This is a genomic window from Pseudomonas sp. LBUM1651, assembly GCF_059716135.1.
In genome coordinates this window covers 942,820-961,483 of sequence record NZ_CP166805.1, presented here as the reverse complement: position 1 = coordinate 961,483, position 18,664 = coordinate 942,820, and the positions used below count along the sequence as shown (strand labels likewise).

General features: G+C 60.2%; 17 protein-coding genes. 6 read left to right on the top strand and 11 right to left on the bottom strand.

From position 1 onward, the window contains the following. The first annotated feature begins 165 nt into the window (after positions 1–165). Both cysZ and ACA066_RS04360 read left to right on the top strand, forming a co-directional pair. Positions 166–918, top strand: a complete 753-nt coding sequence (gene cysZ, locus ACA066_RS04365) for a sulfate transporter CysZ (RefSeq protein WP_497698259.1) — start codon at positions 166–168, stop codon at positions 916–918. Between the two features lie 40 nt (positions 919–958). Next, positions 959–2,158, top strand: coding sequence for a glycosyltransferase family 4 protein (locus tag ACA066_RS04360; protein WP_497698258.1), 1,200 nt, complete (start codon positions 959–961; stop codon positions 2,156–2,158). Positions 2,159–2,275: 117 nt separating this feature from the next. Here the strand turns inward: ACA066_RS04360 and ACA066_RS04355 are convergent, their stop codons facing one another. From ACA066_RS04355 to ACA066_RS04345, 3 genes are all read right to left on the bottom strand, one after another. Next, a complete protein-coding gene (locus ACA066_RS04355; protein ID WP_497698257.1) occupies positions 2,276–3,379 on the bottom strand; it encodes an NADH:flavin oxidoreductase in 1,104 nt (367 codons plus the stop codon). A gap of 236 nt (positions 3,380–3,615) precedes the next feature. Then, positions 3,616–4,098, bottom strand: a complete 483-nt coding sequence (locus ACA066_RS04350) for a glutathione peroxidase (RefSeq protein ID WP_497698256.1) — start codon at positions 4,096–4,098, stop codon at positions 3,616–3,618. 122 nt (positions 4,099–4,220) lie between these two features. Continuing rightward, positions 4,221–4,706 carry an FKBP-type peptidyl-prolyl cis-trans isomerase gene (locus ACA066_RS04345; protein WP_497698255.1) on the bottom strand — a complete coding sequence of 162 codons (486 nt, stop codon included), beginning with the start codon at positions 4,704–4,706 and terminating at the stop codon, positions 4,221–4,223. Here ACA066_RS04345 and ACA066_RS04340 point away from each other — a divergent pair. The 3 genes from ACA066_RS04340 to yihG are packed head-to-tail and all read left to right on the top strand — an operon-like array spanning position 4,675 to position 8,076. Beyond that, positions 4,675–5,013, top strand: a complete 339-nt coding sequence (locus ACA066_RS04340; RefSeq protein ID WP_497698254.1) for a DUF3565 domain-containing protein — start codon at positions 4,675–4,677, stop codon at positions 5,011–5,013. The two genes, ACA066_RS04345 and ACA066_RS04340, sit on opposite strands and share 32 nt — an antisense overlap. Before the next feature lie 60 nt (positions 5,014–5,073). After that, positions 5,074–7,173, top strand: a complete 2,100-nt coding sequence (pta, locus tag ACA066_RS04335; RefSeq protein WP_497698253.1) for a phosphate acetyltransferase — start codon at positions 5,074–5,076, stop codon at positions 7,171–7,173. Beyond that, positions 7,174–8,076 (top strand): 1-acylglycerol-3-phosphate O-acyltransferase, YihG family, encoded by a 903-nt coding sequence (gene yihG, locus ACA066_RS04330; RefSeq protein WP_497698252.1) that lies wholly within the window; start codon positions 7,174–7,176, stop codon positions 8,074–8,076. Between the two features lie 179 nt (positions 8,077–8,255). Here the strand turns inward: yihG and cysN are convergent, their stop codons facing one another. The 4 genes from cysN to ACA066_RS04310 all read right to left on the bottom strand — a co-directional run bounded on the left by cysN (position 8,256) and on the right by ACA066_RS04310 (position 12,567). Then, on the bottom strand, positions 8,256–10,154 hold the full coding sequence (cysN, locus tag ACA066_RS04325; protein ID WP_497698251.1) for a sulfate adenylyltransferase subunit CysN: 1,899 nt from the start codon (positions 10,152–10,154) through the stop codon (positions 8,256–8,258). 53 nt (positions 10,155–10,207) lie between these two features. Continuing rightward, the gene (locus ACA066_RS04320) at positions 10,208–10,549 is read right to left on the bottom strand and encodes a four helix bundle protein (RefSeq protein ID WP_463259415.1); all 342 of its coding nucleotides are present in this window, start codon (positions 10,547–10,549) and stop codon (positions 10,208–10,210) included. 104 nt (positions 10,550–10,653) lie between these two features. Next, entirely contained in the window at positions 10,654–11,571 is a 918-nt protein-coding gene (gene cysD / locus ACA066_RS04315; RefSeq protein ID WP_010463281.1) for a sulfate adenylyltransferase subunit CysD, read from the bottom strand. Between the two features lie 237 nt (positions 11,572–11,808). Continuing rightward, positions 11,809–12,567 (bottom strand): Nif3-like dinuclear metal center hexameric protein, encoded by a 759-nt coding sequence (locus ACA066_RS04310; protein WP_008037366.1) that lies wholly within the window; start codon positions 12,565–12,567, stop codon positions 11,809–11,811. A 102-nt stretch (positions 12,568–12,669) separates the two neighbouring features. Between ACA066_RS04310 and algW the strand changes: the two genes are divergently transcribed. Next, complete coding sequence (gene algW, locus ACA066_RS04305; RefSeq protein WP_497698250.1) at positions 12,670–13,830, top strand: Do family serine endopeptidase AlgW; 1,161 nt, start codon at positions 12,670–12,672, stop codon at positions 13,828–13,830. A gap of 137 nt (positions 13,831–13,967) precedes the next feature. Here algW and hisC read toward each other — a convergent pair whose 3' ends face one another. The 4 genes from hisC to murA all read right to left on the bottom strand — a co-directional run bounded on the left by hisC (position 13,968) and on the right by murA (position 18,658). Continuing rightward, positions 13,968–15,020: a histidinol-phosphate transaminase gene (gene hisC, locus ACA066_RS04300; protein WP_497698249.1), complete on the bottom strand. Its 1,053-nt coding sequence runs from the start codon at positions 15,018–15,020 to the stop codon at positions 13,968–13,970. 2 nt (positions 15,021–15,022) lie between these two features. Continuing rightward, a complete protein-coding gene (hisD, locus tag ACA066_RS04295) occupies positions 15,023–16,348 on the bottom strand; it encodes a histidinol dehydrogenase (RefSeq protein WP_497698248.1) in 1,326 nt (441 codons plus the stop codon). A 127-nt stretch (positions 16,349–16,475) separates the two neighbouring features. Next, positions 16,476–17,111 (bottom strand): ATP phosphoribosyltransferase, encoded by a 636-nt coding sequence (gene hisG / locus ACA066_RS04290; protein ID WP_007901570.1) that lies wholly within the window; start codon positions 17,109–17,111, stop codon positions 16,476–16,478. A gap of 281 nt (positions 17,112–17,392) precedes the next feature. Further along, the gene (murA, locus tag ACA066_RS04285; RefSeq protein WP_017336551.1) at positions 17,393–18,658 is read right to left on the bottom strand and encodes a UDP-N-acetylglucosamine 1-carboxyvinyltransferase; all 1,266 of its coding nucleotides are present in this window, start codon (positions 18,656–18,658) and stop codon (positions 17,393–17,395) included. Positions 18,659–18,664 lie beyond the last annotated feature (6 nt).

Below are 18,664 nucleotides of genomic sequence, written 5' to 3'. Positions count from 1 at the left end.
TTAAGGAAATACGGTTTAACAATCCAGCTCATAGGCGGTCTCTATCCGGTTGCCGCTTATATATAGGCGCCTTTGTTACAGTTGATGTCGATACTGCAACCGCGCTTTCGCCCGTAAGGCAAAGCCGGTAAGGTCGGCGCGTTTCCCCTCTGCTCGGAGCACGATATGCCCGCCCCTGTTCTGTCCGGCCCGCAATACCTGCGCGAAGGCCTCAAGCTGGTCCTGAGTCCCAGCCTGCGTTTATTCGTGTTGTTGCCGCTGGCAATCAATCTGGTGCTGTTCGTCGGATTGATCTATCTGGCCGGCCATCAATTCAGCCTGTGGGTCGATACGCTGATGCCGTCCTTGCCCGACTGGCTGAGTTTTCTCAGTTACGTGCTCTGGCCGATCTTTGTCGTGCTGGTGGTGTTGATGGTGTTCTTCACCTTCACCATGCTGGCCAACGTCATCGCCGCGCCGTTCAACGGCTTTCTCGCGGAGAAAGTCGAAGTGGTGGTGCGCGGCACCGACGACTTCCCCGCTTTCAGCTGGGGCGAACTGATCGCCATGATCCCGCGCACCCTGGCTCGGGAAATGCGCAAACTCGGCTACTTCCTGCCGCGGGCGATCGGGTTGGTCATCCTGTCATTCATCCCCGTGGTGAACATCATCGCCGCGCCGTTGTGGCTGCTGTTCGGTGTGTGGATGATGGCGATCCAGTACATCGACTACCCGGCGGACAACCACAAACTGGGCTGGAACGAGATGCTCGCCTGGCTGCGTGAGAAGCGCTGGCAGAGCATGAGTTTCGGCGGGAGTGTTTATCTGGTGTTGCTGATTCCGGTGGTCAACATTTTGATGATGCCGGCGGCTGTGGCGGGCGCGACGTTGTTTTGGGTGAGGGAGCGTGGCGCAGAGAATCTGGTGACCCAACGCTGAATCAGTCACAAATCCATCATCAAAACGCCACAACGACGACATGGCCTCAGCCGACACTGAGGTCATGACGACAGCTCTGCATATCACCCTGATCACCGAAACCTTCCCTCCCGAAATCAACGGCGTGGCCAATACCCTTGGCCGCTTGTGCGACGGTTTGCGCGCGCGCGGGCATCAGGTGGAACTGGTGCGGCCACGGCAGGGTTGCGATCAGCAGCTGGGCAGCGATGATGAATTGCTGCTGTGCCGGGGCTGGCCGCTGCCGGGGTATCCGGGGTTGCAATGGGGTCAGTCGTCGATGCACAAGCTGTTGCGGCGCTGGAAGCGCCATCGCCCGGACGTTTTGTACATCGCCACGGAAGGACCGCTGGGATTATCCGCGTTGCGCGCAGCTCGACGCTTGGGGATTTCGGTGGTCAGCGGCTTTCACACCAATTTCCAGCAGTACTCCAACCAGTACGGGCTCGGCTTGCTCGCACGCCTACTGACCCACTACCTGCGCTGGTTTCACAACCGCTCGACCCTTACCCTGGTGCCGAGTGTCAGCCAGCGACTGGAACTGGAACGCCGGCATTTCGAGCGCCTTGCATTGTTGTCTCGCGGGGTCGACAGCCAGTTGTTTCACCCGACTAAACGTCTGCCCTCGCTGCGCGAACAGTGGGGCCTTGGCGAGAAAGACATTGCCCTCATTCACGTAGGACGTTTGGCGCCGGAGAAAAACCTTGGCTTGCTCAAGCGCTGTTTCGACACGCTGGCAGCGACTTATCCACAGCGAAACATAAAACTGATCATCGTCGGCGATGGCCCGCAACGAGCGTCGCTGGAGCAGGAACTGCCCGGGGCGATTTTCTGCGGTTCACAACGCGGCGAAGCCCTGGCCAGCCACTATGCGTCCGGGGATGTTTTTCTGTTTCCGAGCATGACCGAAACCTTCGGCAATGTGGTGCTTGAGGCGTTGGCCTCGGGGCTGGGGGTTGTGGCTTACGATCAAGCGGCGGCGGCGCAGCATATCCGCCACGGCTACAACGGTGTGCTGGCGATGCCGGGGGATGAAGAGGCGTTCAGCGATGCGGCGGCGTGGTTGCTGGAGGAGCGCGAAACCTTGAGGTGCGTAAGGCTCAATGCGCGTCAGCATGCGAGTCGTCAGGGTTGGGCGGCGATTATCGAGCAGTTCGAGGGGCAGTTGCGGGGGGCTTGTGTTGGGGAGCAAGTGGTGCCGAATGCACCGACCTTGCCCTGAGCCTAGGGTGACATTGGGTCAGTCATCGCCAGCAGGCTGGCTCCCACAGGGGTTCTGCGGTGTACACGGAACCTGTGGGAGCCAGCCTGCTGGCGATGGGGCCTTGCCAGTCGCTGTTTAAACCAGCGTCATCAACGCCTCACGGCTGAACGGCAGGATGTCTTCTTCACGACCATCACGCACTTTCTGCGCCCAGTCCGGGTCCACCAGCAGCGCACGCCCTACCGCCACCAGATCAAACTCATCATTGTTCAAACGTTCCAGCAGCTTCTCCAGGCTGGCCGGCTGGGCGATCTTGTCGGTGTTGACCATGAACTGCAGGAACTCGCCATCCAGGCCGACGCTGCCCACGGTGATGGTCGGCTTGCCGGTCAGTTTGCGCGTCCAGCCGGCCAGGTTCAGCTCCGAACCGTCGAACTCCGGCTCCCAGAAACGGCGCGTCGAGCAGTGGAAAATGTCCACGCCGGCGTCGGACAACGGCTTGAGGAACTCGCCCAGGGCTTCCGGGGTTTGCACCAGACGCGCAGTGTAATCCTGCTGCTTCCACTGGGAGAAACGGAAGATGATCGGGAAGCCCTCACCGACCGCTGCACGCACCGCCTGAATCAGCTCGATGGCGAAGCGCGAACGGTTGGCCAGGCTGCCGCCGTATTCGTCGGTACGCTGATTGCTGCCTTCCCAGAAGAACTGGTCCACCAGATAGCCATGTGCACCGTGGATTTCCACACCGTCCATGCCGATGCTTTGCGCGTCTTTGGCGGCTTGGGCGAACGCGGCGATCACGTCCTGGATGTCTTGTTTGGTCATGCCGTGAACCACGACCTGGCCATCCTTCAATTTTTCCGACGGACCGTAACCCGGCACACTCGCGTCCGGCTCGGTGCCGATGCGACGCACGCTGCCAACATGCCACAGCTGCGGAACGATCTTGCCGCCTTCGGCGTGTACCGCGTCGACGACTTTCTTCCAGCCGGCCAGCGCGGTCTCACCGTAGAAGTGCGGCACGTTCGGATAGCCGTTGGAGGCCTTGTGGCCGACGGTGGTGCCTTCGGTGATGATCAAGCCAACGCCGGCAGCGGCGCGACGACGGTAGTACTCGATTACTTTGGAATTGGGTACGCCGCCCGGCGAGAAGGAGCGGGTCATCGGGGCCATGACGACGCGGGTCGGCAGTTCAAGGGTGCCGAGATGGAACGGTTTGAACAGGGCTTTTACTGGCATGAGACGCTCCACGGAAACGCTATCGACGAGTGGTAACTTTATGACGGCGATAATATGCGCAGCTGCGAGCGATGCACAGCACTATTGATCTGGGTGATTAAGGGTCAAAAGGCAGGAGGCATTGCAGGAGCGAGCGGTGCGGCGATCCGACTTGCCCGCGAAAGCGTCAGGTCAGTCAGCAATGATGTCGACTGATCGACCGCCTTCGCGGGCAAGCCTCGCTCCTACAGGGGGGGTCAGCTCAGGGCTTTTTCAATGGCCTGGATGACGGAAGGATCATCCGGCGCCGTACGCGGCGAGAACCGCGCCAATACGCGACCGTCCTTGCCCAGCAGGAATTTTTCGAAGTTCCAGGTAATGTCGCCCGGGAATTCGGCTCCCTCGCCCGCCAGCAGACGGTACAGCTGATGACGATCATGGCCGTTGACTTCCAGCTTGCTGGACAACGGAAAAGTCACGCCATAGTTGAGGCTGCAGAACTCCTGGATCTCCTGCTCAGTGCCCGGTTCCTGTTCGGCAAACTGGTTGCACGGCAGGCCCAGCACGCTGAAGCCTTTACTTTTGTATTGTTGGTAGAGGTTTTCCAGCGCCGCGTACTGTGGGGTCAAGCCACATTTGGAGGCAACGTTGACCACCAGCACGACGTTCCCCTTGAAGGGCGCCAGCGGAAGCTCCTGACCATCCAGGGCTGTCAGTTTAAGGTCGTGAAAAGCACTCATGACGAACTCCAAATTCCCGTGTTCTTCTCGAAACAGCCTCTTGGCGGTGTCACCAGGGACAGCCGCGGACTAAAAAGGCGCCCTCGGGCGCCTCTCCAGTTCTCTGAGCTTAGCGCAGAAAATCAGTGGTGATGGCCACCTTCGCCATGGACGTGACCATGAGCGATTTCTTCCTGGCTGGCGTCACGGATGTCGATGATCTTGACCTGGAAATTCAGGCGCTGACCGGCCAACGGGTGGTTGCCGTCGACGGTGACATCGTCGCCGTCCAAATCACGAATGGTGACGATCTGCATCTGGCCGTCCGGAGCGGAAGCGTGGAACTGCATGCCCACTTCCAGTTCGTCGACGCCTTCGAACATGCTGCGGCTCAGGGTGCTGACCAGTTCGGCAGCGTATTCGCCGTAAGCCTCTTCAGGTTCAACGGCTACGGTCAGCTCGTCGCCGACTGCTTTGCCTTCCAGAGCCTTTTCCAGGCCCGGGATGATGTTGCCTGCACCTTGCAGGTAGACCAGCGGCGCGCCGCCGGCGGAGCTGTCGATGACCTCACCAGCGTCGTTGGTCAGGGTATAGTCGATGGAGACAGCCTTATTGGCGGCGATCAGCATGGGGCGAGACCTTTTGCATAAGAATTTAGAAAGGCCAAGTTTAGCGAAGCAATCGTCCGAAAGCGAACACAACCCGGACAGACGGATCGCGGCGAAAGGCTCGACGGTCACCGGTTTTCATCAGGACGAGGACGGGCATTGGGTGGCCGAGCTGTCCTGTGGTCATACCCAGCACCTGCGCCACCAGCCACCCTGGCAATCACGCGCCTGGGTCCTGGACCCCGCGCAACGTATTGAAAAAATAGGCCAGCCCTTTGAATGTGGTTGGTGCGCACAAGGCTCGGTTAGCGATAACCTTGGCGACTGAATTTCGGTAGATCGTCAGTTATAGATGATCACCTTTGTCATGCTCCTTCAGAGAATTCGCATGCAAACTTTTTTTATCGCGCCCACCGATTTTGGTGTGGGTCTGACCTCCATCAGCCTCGGGCTGGTGCGTACACTTGAGCGGGCCGGCCTCAAAGTCGGCTTTTTCAAACCGATCGCCCAGCCCCATCCGGGTGACACCGGGCCTGAGCGCTCCACCGAACTGGTGGCACGCACCCACGGCTTGAAACCGCCTCAGCCACTCGGTCTGGCCCACGTCGAGCGCATGCTCGGCGACGGTCAGCTCGATGAACTGCTCGAAGAAATCATCACGCTCTATCAGCAAGCCGCCATCGGCAAGGACGTGCTGATCGTCGAAGGCATGGTCCCGACCCGCAGCGCCAGTTACGCCGCGCGGGTCAATCTGCATTTGGCCAAGAGCCTCGACGCCGACGTGATCCTGGTTTCGGCACCGGAAAACGAAGTGCTGACCGAGCTCTCCGGTCGCGTGGAATTGCAGGCGCAATTGTTTGGCGGTCCGAAAGACCCGAAAGTCCTCGGCGTGATCCTCAACAAGGTCAAGACCGACGAAAGCATGGACGCCTTCGCCTCGCGCCTGAAGGAGCATTCGCCCTTGCTGCGCAGCGGTGATTTCCGTCTGCTAGGCTGCATCCCGTTCCAGCCGGAACTGAACGCGCCGCGCACCCGCGACGTCGCCGACCTGATGGGCGCACAAATCCTCAATGCCGGCGATTACGAAACCCGGCGCATGACCAAAATCATCATCTGCGCCCGCACCATGCGCAACACCGTGGAGCTGCTCAAGCCCGGCGTACTCGTGGTGACGCCGGGTGATCGCGACGACATCATCCTCGCCGTCAGCCTCGCCGCCATGAACGGCGTGCCGCTGGCCGGCCTGCTGCTCACCAGCGACACCCTGCCCGACCCGCGCATCATGGACCTGTGCCGTGGCGCGTTGCAGGCCGGTTTGCCGGTGTTGTCAGTGAGCACCGGCTCCTACGACACCGCCAACCAGTTGAATGGCCTGAACAAGGAAATCCCGATCGACGACCGCGAGCGTGCGGAAATCATCACCGACTTCGTCGCCAGCCACCTCGATGCCAACTGGCTGCACCAGCGTTGCGGCACGCCACGGGAAATGCGCCTGTCGCCGGCAGTATTCCGTTATCAACTGATCCAGCGCGCCCAGGCCGCCAACAAACGCATCGTGCTGCCCGAAGGCAGCGAGCCGCTGACCGTGCAAGCCGCGGCGATCTGTCAGGCGCGCGGCATCGCCCGTTGCGTGTTGCTGGCGAAACCGGAAGATGTCGAAGCCGTCGCTCGGGCGCACGATATCGAGCTGCCGCCAGGCCTGGAGATTCTCGATCCGGACCTGATTCGCGAACGCTACGTCGAGCCAATGGTTGCCCTGCGCAAAAGCAAAAGCCTCAATGCGCCGATGGCCGAGCAACAACTGGAAGACACCGTGGTCATCGGCACGATGATGCTGGCGCTGGATGAAGTCGACGGCCTTGTGTCCGGCGTCATCCACTCCACCGCCAACACCATTCGCCCGGCCCTGCAGTTGATCAAGACCGCGCCGGGCTGCACCCTGGTGTCGTCGGTATTCTTCATGCTGTTTCCCGAAGAAGTGCTGGTCTATGGCGACTGTGTGATGAACCCGCACCCGAGCGCCAGCGAACTGGCCGAGATTGCCCTGCAAAGCGCTGACTCGGCTGCCGCGTTTGGCATCACCCCGCGCGTGGCGATGATCAGCTACTCCAGCGGCGAATCGGCCAGCGGTGAAGAAGTCGAGAAGGTCCGCGAAGCGACGTTGCTCGCCCATGAACAACAGAACTCGCTGCTGATCGACGGCCCGTTGCAATACGACGCCGCCGCCAACGAAACCGTCGCCCGGCAACTGGCGCCGAACAGTCAGGTCGCCGGTCGTGCCACGGTGTTCGTGTTCCCCGACCTGAACACCGGCAACACCACGCACAAGGCCGTGCAGCGCAGCGCCGATTGCGTCAGCCTAGGGCCGATGCTGCAAGGCCTGCGCAAACCGGTGAACGACCTGCCGCGCGGCGCGCAAGTCGATGACATCGTCTACACCATCGCGTTGACCGCGATTCAAGCTGCCAACCGACCTTTGGATCTTTAAATGCTGGATTCCCTGCCTGCCGCCGTGCGCGGCGTGATTGCATCGTTGTTGCTGGCACTGAATACGATTTTGCTCTGCTCGTTTCTGTTCTGCGTGGCGATTTTCAAAGTGTTGCCCTTCGCCCTCACCCAGCGTTTCACACGCTGGCTGATGAGCCATACCCACGAGGCCTGGATCAGCAACAACAAGGCCTGGATGAATCTGGTCTGCCGCACCCGCTGGCACCTCAGCGGCCTTGAAGGTCTGGACTACCAGCACTCGTACCTGATCACCAGCAACCATCAGAGCTGGGTCGACATCATGGTGTTGCAGTACGTCCTCAACCGACGCATCCAGCCACTGAAGTTCTTTCTCAAGCAAGAGCTGATCTGGGTGCCGGTGATTGGCCTGGCGTGGTGGACGTTGGGCTTTCCGTTCATGAAACGCTACTCCAAGGCCTACCTGGAAAAGCACCCGGAGAAGAAAGGCAAGGATCTGGAAACCACCCGCAAGACCTGCGCGAAGTTTCGCAACAATCCGGTGGGGATTTTCAATTTCGTTGAAGGCACACGCTTCACCGAAGGCAAGCACTCCCAGCAGAAATCACCGTTCAAGTATTTGCTCAAGCCCAAGGCCGGTGGCATTGCGTTTGTGCTGGATGCGATGGGTGAGCAACTGGAGTCCATCGTCAACGTGACCATTCACTATCCGGGCGGGCGTCCGGGGTATTGGGATTTGCTCTGCGGGAACGTGAAGGACGTGGTGGTGCATTTTCAGGAGCTGAAGATTCCGCCGCAGTTCATCGGCAAGAACTACGACCAGGATGGGGAATACCGATTGCAGTTTCAGGGGTGGATCAATCAGCTTTGGCTAGACAAGGATGCGTTGCTGGAGCAGATGCATCGGGAGTATCCGGCGAAGTAATCAGGCGTCTGTTCCGGCCTCTTCGCGGGCAAGCCTCGCTCCTACGGGTTTGTGTCGTGTCATGTGTTGCGATCACCCCAAATCCGTAGGAGCGAGGCTTGCCCGCGAAGGCGTCCTCCCAGGCACAAAAAAACCCGCCGATGATCACTCATCGGCGGGTTTTTATTAACGGCTAACGCTTAGATCGCGCCGCGCTGACGCAGCAGATCCAGCACTTGCTTGACGCTTTCTTCCAGGGACAGCGACTGGGTGTCGATCACCAGATCAGCGTCCAGCGGCACGTCGTACGGGAAGGAGTCGCCCGGGATGTTATCCCCGGCCGCCGCGTACAGACCTTGCGGATCACGCTCGGCACAGACCGTCGGCGAGGCCTGGACGTAGACCGTCAGCAGACGCTCCTTGCCGATCAAATCCCTGGCCTGTTCACGACCTTCGGCACTTGGCGCAACAAAGGCGGCCAGCGTCAGCAAACCGGCCTCGTTGAACTGGCGCGCAACGTGTGCCGCACGACGCCAGTTCTCGGTACGCCCGGCGCGATCCTGTGGCAGACCTTTGTTCAGGTCATGACGCAGGTTCTGGCCATCAAGCACGAACACCGCACGGCCCATGTCGAACAGCTTGCGTTCAACCGCATAAGCCAGGGTGCTTTTGCCCGCGCCCGACAAGCCGCTGAACAACACGGTGGCCGGTTGCTGGCCGAAGCGCTGAGCGCGTTCTTCGGTGGCAACGTGCGCCAGTTTGCCGTGGTGCGTGCTGCTGCCATGCGCCAACGGTTGAGCGATGATCATGCCGGCGGCAACGGTGCCGTTGGTCAAACGGTCGATGACGATGAACGAACCGGTGGTGCGGTTGCTCGCGTAACCGTCCAGCGCGATCGCGGCGTCGAGGCTGACCTTGACCCGGCCGATCTCGTTCAGTTGCAGTGCACTGGCCGGACCTTCTTCCAGGGTGTTCACGTCAACGCGGTTGACGATGCTGGTGATCGAACCCGGCACGTAACTGGTGGCGCGTTTGATGTCGTATTTCTTGCCCGGCAGCATCGGCTCTTCGGCCATCCACACCAGCATGGCGTCGAAAGCGTCCGTCACTTGCGGCTGGTTGTCGGCGTGCACCAGCAAGTCGCCGCGAGAGATGTCGATCTCGTCTTCCATGGTCAGCGTCACAGCCTGACCCGGACCGGCATGCTCCAGTTCACCTTCGAAGGTGACGATGGATTTCACGCGGCTGCTCTTGCCCGACGGCAGCACAACGACTTCATCGCCCTTGTGCACGACGCCGCTGGCCAGGGTGCCGGCGAAACCACGGAAGTTCAGGTTCGGACGGTTGACGTACTGCACCGGGAAACGCAGGTCGGTGTAGTTGCGGTCGCTGGCGATCTCGACGGTTTCGAGAATTTCCATCAGCGACTGGCCGGTGTACCACGGCGAGCGCTCGGACTTGTTCACCACGTTGTCGCCCTTCAGCGCCGACATCGGCACGAAGGCCATGGTGGTCGGCTTGAACGCGATGCCTTCGGCGAACTTCAGGTAATCGGCCTTGATCGACTCGAACACAGTTTCGTCGAAGCCGTTGAGGTCCATCTTGTTGATGGCGAGCACGATGTGTTTGATGCCGAGCAACGAAGCGATGAAGCTGTGGCGACGGGTCTGGGTCTGCACGCCGTAACGGGCATCGACCAGGATGATCGCCAGGTCACAGGTGGATGCACCGGTGGCCATGTTGCGGGTGTACTGCTCATGGCCAGGGGTGTCGGCGATGATGAATTTGCGCTTGGCGGTGGAGAAGTAGCGGTAAGCGACATCGATGGTGATGCCCTGCTCACGCTCGGCCTGCAGGCCGTCGACCAGCAAGGCCAGGTCGATGTCTTCGCCGGTGGTGCCGACTTTTTTCGAGTCGCGGGTGATGGCTTCCAGGTGATCTTCGTAGATCATCTTGGAGTCGTGCAGCAGGCGCCCGATCAGGGTGCTCTTGCCGTCGTCGACGTTGCCACAGGTCAGAAAGCGCAGCATTTCCTTGCGTTCGTGCTGGCCCAGGTAGGCGAGGATGTCCTCGCTGATCAAATCGGATTGGTGGCTCATTGGGTTTAAGCTCCGAGCTGTAAGCTTCAAGCGGCAAGCTTGTCGGCGTACAGCTAGTCAGAAATTTTGTTGATCAAGCCGCAGAGCATTCTTGAAAGCTCGCGAGTTTCTGTAATCCAATTTTCAGCCAGTGGATCGGCGATGTAAGCAATTTCACGGGCAATGAGGAGTTGGGTGCGTAATTCCCCACAGGAAGCCTTGGCGATCCAAAGAAAACGTACTTTTTCCTTGGCGCTGCGCCGCTCCATGCCTTCAGCGATATTCGAAGGCATCGAAAGTGCGGAGCGGGTGATTTGATCCTTGAAACCAAAATCCCTGCAACGCGCAAACTCTCTGTAAATACCCACCGCCAAACACTTGCTACGCTGCCAAACAACCAGTCTCTCGAAATCCATAACGAGCAACCCAATCACGGCTCGCAGCAACCGGCCACAAGCACCAAACCACAACGTTACGCATACCGCCCTTAACTTGCAGCTTGCCGCTTGTAACTCGAAGCTTAAAAGTACCCCTGCCGTTTCTTTTCTTCCATCGAGCCTGCGCCATCGTGATCGATGACCCGGCCCTGGCGTTCGGAAGTTCGCGTCAGGAGCATTTCCTGAATGATGTCGGTCAGGCTGGTGGCCTCGGACTCGACCGCACCGGTCAACGGGTAGTCACCCAGTGTGCGGAAACGGACTTTCTTCTTGACGATGCGCGCCTTGTCTTCGTCGCTCAGGTGATTGAGCAGGCGTTCGTCGTCGATCATGATCCAGGTGCCATTCATCTCGATGACGTCGCGCTCGGCGGCGAAATACAGCGGCACAATCGGGATGCCTTCGAGGTAGATGTACTGCCAGATGTCCAGTTCGGTCCAGTTCGACAACGGGAAAACACGGATCGATTCGCCCTTGTTGACGTTGCCGTTGTAGACGTTCCACAGCTCTGGACGCTGGTTTTTCGGGTCCCAGCGGTGCTTGGTGTCGCGGAAGGAGTACACGCGCTCTTTGGCACGGGATTTCTCTTCGTCGCGGCGAGCACCACCGAAAGCGGCGTCGAAGCCGTACTTGTCGAGGGCCTGCTTGAGGCCTTCGGTTTTCATGATGTCGGTGTGCTTGGCACTGCCGTGGGTCAGCGGGTTGATGCCCTGCGCAACGCCATCGGGGTTCACGTGCACCAGCAGGTCAAGGCCGAGCTCTTCGACCATGCGGTCGCGGAACGCGTACATTTCCTTGAACTTCCACCGGGTGTCGACGTGCATCACCGGGAACGGCAGTTTGCCCGGGAAGAATGCCTTGCGCGCAAGGTGCAGCATCACGGCGGAATCTTTACCGACGGAGTACAGCATCACCGGGTTATCGAACTCGGCGGCGACCTCGCGGATGATGTGGATGCTTTCGGCCTCCAGCTGTTTCAGATGCGTCAGTTTGTCGACCATGGCTACTCACGAAAACGATCTTATGGACGGCCAGCGGGCCGTGTTCGAGCGGGGAATCCTAGCACAGCGACCTCTTCTAATCAGGACGCGGGCTAGATCGAAAGGGTATATGAATATACCCATGTGGGAGCGAGCCTGCTCGCGATGGTCGTCAACGATGACACGGGAAAACTGGCACCCCGCGGTGTTCTCGGGTTTTTCGCGAGCAGGCTCGCTCCTACAGTTATAGGGCGCGTTTCAGATCGGGTTAGGGCAATCGATGAAGATGTGCTCCAGCGCAAAACGTCGCGCCAGGTAATCGCCCAACGCCTGAACACCATAGCGCTCGGTCGCGTGGTGGCCGGCGGCGATGAAGCTGATGTCGTTTTCCCGGGCGCTGTGGAAAGTCTGTTCGGACGCTTCACCGCTCAGGTACAGGTCGACCCCGGCGAGTACGGCCTGATCGATGTAACCCTGGCCGCCACCGGTGCACCAGCCGACCCGGCGGATCATCTCGCTGCCTTCGATCAGCAACGGCTCGCGGCCCATGACTTCCTGCACGCGGCGTGCGAAATCACGCGGTGTCACCGGTTCGTTCAGAGAGCCCACCAGACCGACAATTTTAAGGTTATCCGGATCGAGCGGGCCTTCGACGGTGATGTCCAGCTGACGTGCGAGCTGCACGTTGTTGCCGACTTCCGGATGCAGATCCAGCGGCAGATGGTAGGACAATAGGCTGATGTCGTGCTTGAGCAGGGTTTTCAACCTACGCTGCTTCATGCCGGTGATGCACGGGTTCTCGCCCTTCCAGAAATAACCGTGATGCACCAGCACCAGATCGGCCTGGGCTTCGACCGCCGCGTCCAGCAACGCCTGACTGGCGGTGACGCCACTGACGATGCGCATCACCTGCGGCCGCCCCTCAACCTGTAACCCGTTGGGGCAATAATCGGCAATCTTTGCACTGTTCAGATAACGGTCGGCTTCTTCGACCAGGGTGCTCAGGGCGACGGCCATAAAAGACTCCTAAATATCCCGTTCAGAGGCGCGCGCGGCCTCGTATAATGCGCGACATTATGGGCGGTCTCATACCGCCTGCAACCTCTCAGGACGTGCTTAATGCTCAAAGCGCTGCGTTTTTCCGGCTGGCCGCTGTTGGCCGGCGTGCTTATCGCTTTATTGATCATCCAGCGTTACCCGCAGTGGGTCGGGCTTCCGAGCCTCGACGTCAACCTGCAGCAAGCCCCGCAAACCACCACGATGCAGCAGGGGCCGGTGTCGTATGCCGACGCGGTCACCACCGCCGCGCCGTCGGTGGTGAACCTGTACACCACCAAAGTCATCAACAAGCCGAACCATCCGCTGTTCGAAGACCCGCAGTTCCGCCGCTTCTTCGGCGACAATGCGCCCAAGCAGAAGCGCATGGAATCGAGCCTTGGCTCCGGCGTGATCATGAGCCCGGAAGGTTATCTGCTGACCAACAACCACGTGACCAGCGGCGCCGACCAGATTGTGGTCGCGTTGAAGGACGGCCGTGAAACCCTGGCCCGCGTCATCGGCAGCGACCCGGAAACCGACCTCGCGGTCCTGAAGATCGATCTGAAAAACCTGCCGTCGATCACCGTCGGCCGCTCCGACAACATCCGCATCGGCGACGTGGCCCTGGCCATCGGCAACCCGTTCGGCGTCGGCCAGACCGTGACCATGGGCATCATCAGCGCCACCGGCCGTAACCAGCTGGGCCTGAACAACTACGAAGACTTCATCCAGACCGACGCCGCGATCAACCCCGGCAACTCCGGCGGTGCACTGGTGGACGCCAACGGCAACCTGACCGGCATCAACACCGCGATCTTCTCCAAGTCCGGCGGCTCGCAAGGCATCGGTTTCGCGATCCCGGTGAAACTGGCCATGGAAGTGATGAAGTCGATCATCGAACACGGCCAGGTGATTCGCGGCTGGCTGGGTATCGAAGTGCAGCCGTTGTCGCAGGAACTGGCGGAGTCGTTTGGTCTGTCGGGGCGCCCGGGTATCGTGGTCGCGGGGATTTTCCGTGACGGCCCGGCGCAGAAGGCGGGTCTGCAGTTGGGTGACGTGATCCTCACTATCGACGGCGAACCGGCGGGCGATGGTCGTCGCTCGATGAATCAGGTCGCACGCATCAAGCCGACCGACAAAGTCACGATTCTGGTGATGCGTAACGGCAAGGAGCTGAAGCTGACCGCGGAAATCGGTTTGCGTCCGCCGCCTGCTCCGATGAAAGAGAAAGAAGAAGAGTAAGCAGCAACACAAAAACACTGTAGGAGCGAGCGGGCGGCGATCCGACTTGCCCGCGAAGAACGATAACGCGGTGTACTTGATGCACCGTGTCATCGTTCTTCGCGGGCAAGCCTTGCTCCTACAGGGTCAGTGTTGGCTTAGAGATCGCCCAGGCCGTCGATCAGCGCCTGATTCTGCTCCGGCGTGCCAATGGAAATCCGCAGGAACTGGGCAATCCGCTCCTGCTTGAAGTGCCGGACGATCACACCCTGCTCGCGCAACTTCGCTGCCAGCCCCGCCGCATCGTGCTGCGGATGACGGGCGAAAATGAAGTTCGCCGCCGACGGCAGCACTTCAAAACCCTTGCCCTGCAACTGCGAGATCACCCATTCACGGTTTTCGATCACCAGACGACACGTCTTGTCGAAGTACTCACGGTCCTCGAACGCAGCCGCCGCGCCGACATTCGCCATGCGATCCAGCGGGTACGAGTTGAAGCTATTCTTGATCCGCTCCAGCGCTTCGATCAAATCCGGATGTCCGACCGCCAGGCCTACCCGCAGGCCGGCCAGTGAACGGGACTTGGACAAGGTCTGAGTCACCAGCAAATTCGGATAACGGTCCACCAGACTGATCGCCGTTTCGCCACCGAAGTCGATGTAAGCCTCGTCCACCACGACCACCGAATCCGGGCTGGCCTTGAGGATCTGCTCAACTGCGTCCAGCGCCAGCAGGCAACCGGTCGGCGCGTTCGGGTTAGGGAAAATGATCCCGCCGTTTGGTTTGGCGTAGTCCGCCGGGTTGATCTGGAACTGCTCGTCCAGCGGCACCGCGTCGAACGTGATGCCATACAACCCGCAGTAAACCGGGTAGAAGCTGTAGCTGATGTCGGGGAACAACAGCGGTTTATCGTGCTGTAGCAAACCGTGAAAGATGTGTGCCAGGACTTCATCGGAACCGTTGCCGAGAAACACCTGATTGCTCTGCACGCCGTAATACCTGGCGACTGCGTTCTTGAGCAAATCACTGTTCGGGTCCGGGTACAGACGCAGGTTGTCGTTCAGCTCGGTCTGCATCGCCGCCAGGGCTTTTGGCGATGGGCCGTACGGGTTTTCGTTGGTGTTGAGCTTCACCAGTTTTGCCAGTTTCGGCTGCTCGCCCGGCACGTAAGGCACCAGATTCTTGACGAACGGGCTCCAGAATTTACTCATGTTCAGTTTCCCTTTTGCTCGTCAACGATACGGTATTCGGCGCTGCGGGCGTGGGCGGTCAGCGACTCGCCACGGGCCAGCACGGAAGCGGTCTTGCCCAAATCGGACGCACCCTGCTCGGAGCAGAAGATGATCGACGAGCGTTTCTGGAAGTCGTACACGCCCAGCGGCGATGAGAAGCGCGCGGTGCCTGAGGTCGGCAGCACGTGGTTCGGACCGGCGCAATAGTCGCCCAGGGCTTCGGAGGTGTGACGGCCCATGAAGATCGCGCCCGCGTGACGGATCTGCGGCAACCAGGCTTGCGGGTCAGCGACCGACAACTCCAGGTGCTCCGGCGCAATGCGGTTGGCCACTTCGATCGCCTGTTCCATGTCGCGCACCTTGATCAGCGCACCACGGCCATTGATCGAGGTTTCGATGATTTCGGCACGCTCCATGGTTGGCAGCAATTTGGCGATGCTGGCAGCGACCTGGTCGAGGAATTCGGCGTCCGGGCTGACCAGAATCGCCTGGGCGTCTTCGTCGTGTTCGGCCTGGGAAAACAGGTCCATGGCGATCCAGTCCGGATCCGTCTTGCCGTCGCACACCACAAGGATTTCCGACGGACCGGCGATCATGTCGATGCCGACCTGGCCAAATACGTGGCGCTTGGCGGTGGCGACATAGATGTTGCCCGGACCGACCACCTTGTCGACCTTCGGCACGCTTTCGGTGCCGTAAGCCAGCGCGGCAACGGCTTGTGCACCACCGATGGTGAAGACGCGGTCAACGCCGGCGATGCAGGCGGCGGCCAGCACCAGCTCGTTGATTTCACCACGCGGGGTCGGCACTACCATGACCACTTCGGTCACGCCGGCAACCTTGGCCGGAATAGCGTTCATCAGGACGGAGGACGGGTAAGACGCCTTGCCGCCCGGCACGTACAGACCGGCGCGATCCAGTGGCGTGACCTTCTGGCCCAGCACGGTGCCATCGGCTTCGGTGTAGCTCCAGGAATCCTGCTTTTGCTTCTCGTGGTAGCTGCGCACACGGGCCGCGGCTATTTCCAACGCTTCGCGCTGAGGCACGGTGATTCGGGTCAGAGCCAGTTCCAGGCGTTCGCGCGGCAGGATCAGGTCGGCCATCGAGGCGACGTCCAGACCATCGAACTGCCGGGTGAATTCCACCAGCGCCGCATCGCCGCGTTCGCGCACGGCTTTGATGATGTCCAGCACCCGCTGATTGACCGAGTCGTCAGACACACTTTCCCAGCTCAGCAGATGATCCAGATGATGTGCGAAATCCGGGTCAGCAGCGTTGAGTCGGCGAATTGCAGTCAGTGCGGTCATAGCGAGAGCCTCATAGAATTGGCAAAAAACTCAGGCGCCCTAACTTAGCAGTCGTTTCCGCTTGGGCACCTGAGAATTCTGGCTATGAGGCGGATAGACGGGCGCGGTTTATGGCCGCGCGGGTGAGTCAGCCGCGGTGTCGAGACTCCACTGCCTTGCGCAGGGTGTCGATCAACGCCTGGATACGGGCGTGCTGCATTTTCATCGAAGCTTTGTTGACGATCAGCCGGGAGCTGATGTCGGCAATGAAATCCTGAGGTTCCAGGCCATTGGCGCGCAGCGTATTGCCGGTGTCGACCACGTCGATGATCTTGTCCGCCAGACCGATCAGCGGCGCCAGTTCCATCGAGCCGTAGAGCTTGATGATGTCGACCTGGCGACCCTGTTCGGCGTAATAGCGCTTGGCAACGTTGACGAACTTGGTTGCCACGCGCAGACGGCCCTTGGGCTCGACATCGCCGACACGGCCAGCGGTCATCAGCTTGCAGAGGGCAATTCGCAGGTCCAAAGGCTCGTACAAGCCCTGGCCACCGTATTCCATCAGCACATCTTTACCGGCGACGCCCAGGTCAGCGGCACCATGCTCGACGTAAGTCGGCACGTCGGTGGCGCGCACGATCAGCAGGCGTACATCGGCCTGGGTCGTGGGGATGATCAGCTTGCGGCTCTTGTCCGGATTCTCGGTCGGCACGATGCCCGCTTCAGCCAGAAGCGGCAGGGTGTCGTCAAGGATGCGGCCCTTGGACAGTGCGATGGTCAACATGGGAAACGTCAGTCCTTATCAAGGTACGTGCCCGGTCACAATTGGCGCCGGACACACATCGAGGGCGAAGCACCCTCGACTTGAAACGAATTCATCCATGTGGCGTAACAGCTACTGCGCTCTGCAATCCTGCGTTGAAAACTGGCTCGAAATGCTCATTGACTAAAGTCAAGTCGGGTGCGACCCCAGCCGTTTCTCGCCAGTTTTCGCCTTGTCTTGCATTCGCTCGCTACGCTGTTACACCACATGTGGGCACATCCTTATGCCCATGCAGCAAAAAACTAGCCCGGTACGCGACGGATCTTGGCGCCAAGCATCTGCAGTTTCTCTTCGATGCACTCGTAACCACGGTCGATGTGGTAGATGCGGTCGATCAGGGTGTCGCCTTCGGCGATCAGCGCCGAGATCACCAGGCTGGCCGAAGCACGCAGGTCGGTGGCCATGACTGGCGCGCCTTTCAGCTTCTCGGTGCCGGTGACGATGGCGGTGTTGCCTTCGACCTGGATCTTGGCGCCCATGCGGTGCAGCTCGTAGACGTGCATGAAGCGGTTTTCGAAGATCGTCTCGATCACCGCACCGGTGCCTTCGGCAATGGCGTTGAGCGAGATGAACTGCGCCTGCATGTCGGTCGGGAACGCCGGGTACGGAGCGGTCCGCACGTTGACGGCTTTTGGCCGCTTGCCGTGCATGTTCAGCTCGATCCAGTCTTCGCCGCAGGTGATTTCGGCACCCGACTCACGGAGTTTTTCCAGGACGGCTTCGAGGATGGTCGGATCCGTATCCTTGACCTTCACGCGACCGCCGGTCACGGCGGCAGCCACCAGGTAGGTGCCGGTTTCGATACGGTCAGGCATCACTTTGTAAGTGGTGGTGTGCAGACGCTCGACGCCATCGATGGTGATGGTGTCGGTGCCGGCGCCAGTGATCTTGGCACCCATGGCGATCAGGAAGTTCGCCAGGTCGACGACTTCAGGCTCGCGTGCGGCGTTGGCCAGAACGCTGCGGCCCTTGGCCAGAGCGGCGGCCATCATGATGTTTTCGGTACCGGTCACGCTGACGGTGTCGAAGAAGAAGTGCGCACCGCGCAGGCCGCCTTCAGGGGCCTTGGCCTTGATGTAGCCGCCTTCGACGTCGATGACCGCGCCCATGGCTTCAAGACCACGGATGTGCAGGTCCACCGGACGCGAACCGATGGCGCAACCGCCAGGCAGTGCGACTTCGGCTTCACCGAAACGGGCAACCATCGGGCCCAGTACCAGGATCGACGCACGCATGGTTTTCACCAGTTCGTACGGTGCGATCAGGGTCTTGATGGTGCGCGGGTCGATTTCGACGCTGAGTTTCTCGTCGATCACCGGCTCGATGCCCATGCGACCGAACAGTTCGATCATGGTGGTGATGTCATGCAGGTGCGGCAGGTTGGCAACGGTAACCGGGCCATCGCACAGCAAGGTTGCAGCCAGGATCGGCAGGGCAGAGTTCTTTGCCCCGGAAATGCGGATCTCGCCATCAAGACGAGCGCCACCGGTAATAATCAATTTATCCATAAGAAT